This window comes from Streptomyces sp. NPDC006510 (assembly GCF_040611955.1).
Classification (GTDB): domain Bacteria; phylum Actinomycetota; class Actinomycetes; order Streptomycetales; family Streptomycetaceae; genus Streptomyces.
This window is the reverse complement of record NZ_JBEXPH010000296.1, coordinates 1-7,463: the sequence shown is the minus strand read 5'-3', so window position 1 is coordinate 7,463 and position 7,463 is coordinate 1. Positions and strand designations below refer to the sequence as shown.

General features: G+C 71.2%; 6 protein-coding genes and 1 pseudogene. 3 read left to right on the top strand and 4 right to left on the bottom strand.

What is annotated here, in order from left to right:
• Positions 1-125 precede the first annotated feature (125 nt).
• Positions 126-890 (bottom strand): annotated as a pseudogene (locus ABZY11_RS41355) (slipin family protein); the annotation flags it as partial.
• Positions 891-1,211: 321 nt separating this feature from the next.
• Between ABZY11_RS41355 and ABZY11_RS41350 the strand changes: the two are divergent.
• Positions 1,212-1,559 carry a hypothetical protein gene (locus ABZY11_RS41350; protein WP_356484105.1) on the top strand — a complete coding sequence of 116 codons (348 nt, stop codon included), beginning with the start codon at positions 1,212-1,214 and terminating at the stop codon, positions 1,557-1,559.
• Between the two features lie 64 nt (positions 1,560-1,623).
• Here the strand turns inward: ABZY11_RS41350 and ABZY11_RS41345 are convergent, their stop codons facing one another.
• From ABZY11_RS41345 to ABZY11_RS41335, 3 genes are all read right to left on the bottom strand, one after another.
• Positions 1,624-2,070, bottom strand: a complete 447-nt coding sequence (locus ABZY11_RS41345; protein ID WP_356484104.1) for a DoxX family protein — start codon at positions 2,068-2,070, stop codon at positions 1,624-1,626.
• A gap of 147 nt (positions 2,071-2,217) precedes the next feature.
• Complete coding sequence (locus tag ABZY11_RS41340; RefSeq protein ID WP_356484103.1) at positions 2,218-2,913, bottom strand: class I SAM-dependent methyltransferase; 696 nt, start codon at positions 2,911-2,913, stop codon at positions 2,218-2,220.
• Between the two features lie 85 nt (positions 2,914-2,998).
• Positions 2,999-4,210 carry a helix-turn-helix domain-containing protein gene (locus tag ABZY11_RS41335; protein WP_356484106.1) on the bottom strand — a complete coding sequence of 404 codons (1,212 nt, stop codon included), beginning with the start codon at positions 4,208-4,210 and terminating at the stop codon, positions 2,999-3,001.
• Between the two features lie 187 nt (positions 4,211-4,397).
• Between ABZY11_RS41335 and ABZY11_RS41330 the strand changes: the two genes are divergently transcribed.
• Both ABZY11_RS41330 and ABZY11_RS41325 read left to right on the top strand, forming a co-directional pair.
• Positions 4,398-5,300 (top strand): SGNH/GDSL hydrolase family protein, encoded by a 903-nt coding sequence (locus ABZY11_RS41330; RefSeq protein ID WP_356484102.1) that lies wholly within the window; start codon positions 4,398-4,400, stop codon positions 5,298-5,300.
• Between the two features lie 6 nt (positions 5,301-5,306).
• Complete coding sequence (locus ABZY11_RS41325) at positions 5,307-7,298, top strand: hypothetical protein (protein WP_356484101.1); 1,992 nt, start codon at positions 5,307-5,309, stop codon at positions 7,296-7,298.
• Positions 7,299-7,463: the final 165 nt, after the last annotated feature.

Here is a 7,463-nt window from a genome sequence, read left to right as displayed (position 1 = left end):
GAAGGGGCCGGTGGGGGGCTCTAATCGGCCGGACGGGCGAGGGATGAGGGCGTTACCTGGGGCAATCGAGTCTGTCATCGATCCACGGCCGGCTGGGCGGTCTGCGCCGCCGCCACCTGCTGGGGCGCGGGCTGCTGCGCCCGCTCCAGGAAGCGAAGCAGCTCCACCGGGAACGGCAGCACCAGCGTGGAGTTCTTCTCCGCCGCGACCGCCACCACCGTCTGCAACAGGCGCAGCTGGAGCGCGGCCGGCTGGGCGGACATCTCCCTCGCCGCCTCGGCGAGCTTCTTCGACGCCTGAAGCTCGGCGTCCGCGTTGATGACCCGGGCACGCCGCTCACGGTCGGCCTCGGCCTGGCGGGCCATGGAACGCTTCATCGTCTCCGGCAGCGAGACATCCTTGATCTCCACCCGGTCGATCTGCACGCCCCATCCGACGGCGGGGCTGTCGATCATCAGCTCAAGGCCCTGATTCAGCTTCTCGCGGTTGGACAGCAGATCGTCCAGATCGCTCTTGCCGATGATCGACCGCAGTGAGGTCTGCGCCATCTGCGACACCGCGAACCGGTAGTCCTCGACCTGGACCACGGCACTCGCCGCGTCGACCACCTTGAAGTAGATGACCGCGTCCACCCGCACCGTCACGTTGTCCCGGGTGATCCCGTCCTGCGCGGGCACCGGCATCGTCACGATCTGCATATTGACCTTGCGCAGCCGCTCGATGCCGGGGAGCACCATGGTGAAACCGGGTCCTCGTACGTCGTCGCGGAGCCGGCCGAGCCTCAGCACGACGCCCCGCTCGTACTGCTTGACGACCTTGGCCGCCGCCGCCGTGTACAGCGCGCCCGCCGAGGCCGCCGCCACTATCGCGATCACGAGCTCCTGGACCATGACGGCCCCCTGAAAGCCGGAAATTGCCGAAAGTGACTGAATCACGTGAATCAGTCGCTATTACCACGGTATGCCCAGTATCAATCAATATGAACACGGACCGGGTCCTCGCCGTCACGGCCGTCCCCCGCCCAGCCGCGCACCGGATGCCGGGGCACTGGGGAGCGGGCAGGGTGACCAGCGTCAGCACGTACTCCGTGCGTGGTGACCAGCGTCAGCACGTACTCCGTACGTACTCCGTGGCATCCGTACCTACTCCTTGGCATCCGCAGCGCCAGTGCCGCTGCAAACGAGCCGGACGAGACAGACGAGGAACCGCCCATGCCCGTGATCGCTCACCGACGCCGCCGTCTCGGCATCGCAGCCGGGATCGCGCTCCTGACCCTCACCGTCGCAGGCTGTTCCGGCCTCGGCCGGACCGCGGTCGGACCGGTCACCTACACGACGGAGCGGGACGTCGTGATCACGGTGAACAGCCCGCCCGTGAAGGGCTGCCACCGGCTCGCCCCCTCGGGCGCCAAGGCGGTGAACAACGGCACCCTGATCGACATCATCCTGTACCGCACGCGCAACTGCACCGGTCCGGGCACGACGTACCTCGGGAAGTCGCTCAGCGATGTCAACGGGCTCAACGCCCTGCCGTGGCGCAGCTACAGCACGGTTCACTGACCGGCCGCGTCCGGCACGGGCCACTGGTCGGCGACGGCACCGAGCGGGCACACTCCCCCGCCCGCTACGCGCGTCTGCGTACGAGCGCGACCAGAGCGGCCGTCCGGTCCCGTCGCTCCCGGGCGATCAGGACGAGCAGCACGATGAGCAGCGCCGGCATGATCGCGTTCACCCGGTCCAGCAGTGTCAGCTGGACGATGGCGGCACCGGCCATCAGTCCGCAGAGCGCGATCGCCGCCACTCCGGCCAGGACCGGGATCAGCAGGGCGATCGCGCCCGCCATCTCCAGCCCTCCGATGGTGTACATCGCGAACTGGTTCCAGCCCATCCGGTCGAAGCTCTCGACCGCCGTTTCATGGGCGATCAGCTTCGCGAACGCGCTGAACCCGAGGAACAGCGCGAGCACGACCCGTGCGACGGTGAGTGCGACGGCACCGCGGCCGCGCCCCTCGGCCCGGGTGCCCGAACGGGCGGCGGCGGGGGTGTTCCTGGCAGGCGTGGACTCGGACATCCGGATCTCCTCGGGAAAGTCTTCGCGGCGTGTCGCTTGTGAAGCAGCGTGTCGCCTACGAAGCGGCGTGTTGCCTACGAAGAGGTAGACCCGTCCGCGGTCCGGAACTCATCGCTTCCCGGACCGCGGATCTCCTTCGCCCCGAGGCTACTCGGGCACGGCGCGCACCCAGATTCCGTCGTCCGTGAGATATCGGTCGACGGTCAGGCCCGCCGCCTCCAGATGCCCCTCGAACTGTTCCTTCGACAGCTCCCGCGACCGGAACGACTGGGTCCATCGCGCGTCGTCGAATATGTACTCGGCCTGCACCGAGTCCACCCCGTCCCCCATGGGCTCCGCCGAGACGATGCGTACGGTGTATCCGCCGGGATCGACCCTTTCCCGCGGCAGGTTGCTGTGGTAGTCGGCGCCCTCTCGCTGGATGAGCACGACGCCGCCGTCCTTGACGTGCTTGCGGCAGGTCCGCAGCATCCCGTCACGCACCCGGTCATCGCCCGTGTGCACCAGGAACGACGCCAGCATCACCACGTCGAACCTCTCCTCGCCGAGGTCCAGCGACTCGATGGGGCTCCGCACCGTGCGGGCACCCCGGATGTGCTCCAGCATCTGCGCAGACTCGTCCACGGCGGTGACCTCGAAGCCGCGCCCTATCAGCGGATGGGTCACCCGGCCCGCGCCGCAGCCCAGTTCCAGAATGCTTGCCCCGGCGGGCACGGCCGCCGCGATCACTTCCGGTTCGTCGCCGACGGACAGGCGTCTGTACAGCTCGACCGCGCAGCCGTCCGGTGTGATCACCCCGGGGCCCGTCCCTGAATAACCCTCACGCACCAGTTGTCCGCTCATGTACGAACGAACGAACGGCCGTTGACGGTGGTTCCGGCCGCGGAATCCTCCCGCCACCGGAAACCGTCCACACCGCTCACACCGCTCACACCGAGCGACGGGCGACCAGGGCCGCGCTGATGTGCTGGAGGTCGGCCGGGCGGGCCGGGGAGAGGCCGGTCAGCCGGTCGATGCGGCGGATGCGGTAGTCGACGGTGTTGGGGTGGATGTGCAGCGCGGCCGCGGTGGCCCGCCGGTCCAGGCCCAGTTCGAGATACGTCTCCAGGGTGCGCAGCAGCTCCGGCTTCGCCTCCAGGGGCCGCAGCAGCCGCGCGAGCCCGTGCAGGGCCTCGCTGGGCCGGCTGAGCTGGTACTCCAGCAGGACGTCGGCCAGCCGGTACAGGCCGGGAGGCCGGCCCGTACGGGCGATCAGATCGACGATCTCGGTGTTACGGGCCACGGCGGCCGGCACCGCCTCCGGTTCGGCGGTCTCCGCGGCGGCGGTGATGGGGACACCGGCAGCGCGCGTCGCCTCGCCGATCAGTGCGCACAGACCGCCCGGCCCGTACCACGGCGGCGGCTCGGTGACGGGCAGCAGCACCGTGCCGCCGGAGGTGTCGAGGGCGGTGAGCGCCGGCGTACCGGCGAAGTGGTCCAGGGCCGTGCGGACGCGGCGGATCTTGCGACGGGCCGCGACGCCCGCGCCCGGCCCCGGTGACTGGCTCAGCTCGTCGGGGTGCGGGGCCAGCGCGAACGTCATCGTGAGGTAACGGGGGGCCGGGCGCAGTCCGGTGCGGTGGGTGAAGCGGTCCAGGGGTTCACCGGTCAGCAGGGCGGCCATCAGGGCGTGCCGACCGCCGTGTTCCTGGCTGTCGAGGATCTGCCGGGCCTCCAGGTACGCGCTGCTGACGGCGGAGGTCAGCTGCTGCTGAAGGACCATGATCCGGTCCATGATCTCCAGGACGGTGGCGAGATCACCGGGGAGCGCCCCCTTCACGGTCTCCTGCCAGCACATCGCCGTGCCGACCTGGTAGGCGGTGAGGATCGCGTCCAGCGGCACGCCCTCCTCGGCGCGCTGGGCCGCCGAGTCCCGCTGCTGGGCGAGTTCGGCGTCCGTGGCGGGGCGGCGGTGCTCGACGACATCGGCGAAGAGCCGCAGATTGTGCTGGACGATGTCGACGATGTCGCCGGAGATCTCCTCGTGCGGCAGATCGGCGTAGACCGGCAGATCGGCCAGGAGCCGGGCGACGACACGGCCTGTCAGGGCCGGGACGCGGGCACGCAGATGCGCGGCCACCGGACGTCCGGCGATGGACAGCGGCCGGCCCTCCGGTTTTTCCGGGGCACCGTGCTCCCCCGTGATGACGAGCGGCCGATTGTCACGCGTCACAAGTTCCCCCGCAGAAGTCTGCGTTACCCACCAGTTAAACGACGGCACTTGAGTCTGCATGATGACCGGCGTCACACGCCATGCCACGTTCCGCCCCCCACCGTCGGAGGAATCCGTGAACATGCCGCAGAACAAGCATTTCTGTCGTTCCGTCAGGACAATCGTGGGCGCACTCGCCCTTGCCGGTCTGGCCGTGGGGACGGGCGCTGTCCCGGCATCCGCCGCCGGTGAGGAAGGCGCCACGTCCTACGTCGCGCTCGGCGACTCCATGGCCTCGGGACCGCTCATCCCGGACATCACGGGGCCGGTGGCCTGCGGCCGTTCCACGCACAACTACCCCCACGAACTCGCCGAGCGCCTCGGTGCGTCGCTGCGCGACGTCACCTGCAGCGGCGCCGCCTCCAAGCACATGACCGAGAAGCAGTCGCTGTCGCTGCTCGACATCCCGATGGGCTCGGCGCCGCCCCAGTTCGACGCCCTGCGCCCGGACACCGACCTGGTGACGCTGACCATCGGCGGCAACGACGCCGGTCTGGTCGGCATCGCACAGAAGTGCACCACCCTCGACCCGAACGCCACCCCGTGCAAGGAGAAATACAACGAGGGCGGCGTCGACCAGGTGGGGCAGCGCATCGCGGAGTTCGCGCCGAAGCTGGGCGTCGTACTGGATTCGATCCACCAGCGTTCGCCGCACGCCCGGGTGATCGTCACGGGGTACGGCCTGTACATCAAGCCCGGCGGCTGCTGGCCGCTGCAGCCGGTCCTCCCGGTGGACGCCGACTTCCTCCAGGGCAGCGTCGACCGGATGAACGCGGTGATCGCCGAGCAGAGCGCCTCGCACGGGGCCGAGTACATCGATCTCGCCACGCCCAGCAAGGGCCACGACTCCTGCCAGGCCCCGTCGGACAAGTGGGTCGAGGGCTACGTGCCGACCGCGGCCGCCGCCCCGCTGCACCCCAACCGGAACGGTGAGGCGAACTACGCCGCCATCATCGGCGCGCACCTCCAGGGGAGCTGACCGAAGTTGCGGCATCGCCTGCTGCGCGGGCTGCTGGCGGCGGCACTCGGCGCCGCCGCCCTGCTCGTCCCGGACGCCCCGGCGGCACGGGCCGCCGGGCAGTCCGGGCCCGGCTGCGACCCGCTGGCCCCCGTGGAGTGCCTGCTGCCGTTCCCGAACGACTGGTTCACCCGGCCCGACCCGGCCACCGACACCGGCCGCCGGGTGTCCTTCGGCACCACCACGCTGCCGCGCGCCACGGCCGGCCGGCCCGTCGACCCGACGGCCTGGAACCGGTCCGACGGCTTCTCCCCCGGCTCGACGCTGATCGCGCACGTCCCCGGCCTCGACCCGGCGGCGACCGGCGCCGCCCCGCTCACCGACATCGGCCGCTCCCTCGCCCCGGACGCGCCCGTCGTGCTGCTGGACACCCGGACCGGCGAGCGGTGGCCGTACTGGGCGGAACCGGACTCCAACGCCACCGATCCCGCGCGCCGGGCGCTGCTGATCCACCCCGCGCGCAACTTCCGCGACGGTCACCACTACGCCGTCGCGCTGCGGCACCTCAAGGACGGGTCGGGGCACACGATCCCGGCCGCCGCGCCGTTCGCCGCCGTCGCCGGGAAGCCGCTGCCCGCCGGGCACCCGCTGCGCACCCGGCAGCACCGGCTGCGCCCGGCCCTGAGGGCGCTGCACAGGGCCGGAGTGCGGTCCGAAGAGCTCTACCTCGCCTGGGACTTCACCGTCGCGAGCACCCGCGGCCTCACCGGCGACCTCTTCACCATCCGCGACGACGCGTTCCGCCGGCTGGGCGGCCGTTCGCCCTCGTTCGCCGTCACCGGTGTCACCGACTTCACGGCCGATCAGGACCCCCGGATCGCCCGGGAGGTGACCGGCCGGATCAGCGTGCCCGGCTATCTGAACCAGCCCGGCGGCCCGCCCGGCTCCGTACTGCACCGCGGCCGTGACGGTCTGCCCCGCCGGTTCCCGGGGAGCACCCAACTCGCCACGTTCCGCTGCGAGATACCACGCTCCGCCTTCCGCGCCCCCTCGCACCCCGCCCTCTACGGGCACGGCCTCCTCGGCCGCCGTTCCGAGGTCGGCGCGGGCAACGTCAAGGCGATGGCGGCGGAGCACGACTTCACGTTCTGCGCGACGGACTGGATCGGGATGGCCGAGGAGGACATACCCGTGGTGCTCGGCGCGCTCGCCGACCCGAACCTCTTCCCCGCCGTGCCCGAACGCAGCGAACAGGGCATGCTGAACGCCCTCTTCCTCGCCCGCGCCCTGATCCACCCCGACGGACTCACCACCGACGCGGCCTTCCGCGACGCGAACGGCCGCCCGCTCGTCGACATCCGGCACGGCATCGGTTACGACGGGAACAGCCAGGGCGGAATCCTCGGCGGCGCCCTGGTGGCCGCCTCGCCCGACATCCGGCGCGGGGTCCTCGGCGTCACCGGCATGAACTACGGCCTGCTCCTCAACCGCAGCGTCGACTTCGCACCGTTCCAGCAGGTCCTGGACCTCTCCTACCCGGACAAGCTGCGCCAGCAGATCGTCCTCCAGCTGTTCCAGATGGTGTGGGACCGCGGCGAGACCGACGCGTACGCGAACCACCTCACCGACCGCCATCAGGTACTGATGCACATCGCGTACGGCGACCACCAGGTCGCGAACGCGGCGGCCGACGTGGAGGCGCGCACCATCGGCGCCAGGCTGGTCACCCCCGCGCTCGCACCGGGCCGCAGCCCGGACGCCGTCCCGTACTGGGGTATCAGGACCGTCGCACCCGACCGGCTGCCGTACCGGGGCTCCGCGATGACGGTGTGGGACAGCGGCACGCCCACCCCGCCGCTCACCAACACCCCGCCCGCCGGGCCGGTTTACGGCCACGACCCGCACTCCGACCCCCGCAACTCGTCGGCCGCCCGTCAGCAGAAGGCCACCTTCCTGACCACCGGCCGTGTCATCAATGTCTGCGGCACCACGCCGTGCACCGCCGTCCCCGCCTCCTGACACCCCCCACCCCCCGACAGGGATGCAGACAAGGAGCACCATGCGCACGCACCGCATCACCCAGGCAGCCGTCGCGGCCGCCCTGCTCGCCGGTACCGTCCTCGCCCCGCCCGCCCTCGCCGCCACTCCCGCCGGCGCACCCGCGGCGAGCGCCGGGGCCACCAC

Bases quoted from the DNA above. Each gene is read 5' to 3' on its own strand.
- ABZY11_RS41350 (WP_356484105.1), top strand. From the start codon at position 1,212: ATGCCCGTGATCGCTCACCGACGCCGCCGTCTCGGCATCGCAGCCGGG.
- ABZY11_RS41345 (WP_356484104.1), bottom strand. From the start codon at position 2,070: ATGTCCGAGTCCACGCCTGCCAGGAACACCCCCGCCGCCGCCCGTTCG.
- ABZY11_RS41340 (WP_356484103.1), bottom strand. From the start codon at position 2,913: ATGAGCGGACAACTGGTGCGTGAGGGTTATTCAGGGACGGGCCCCGGG.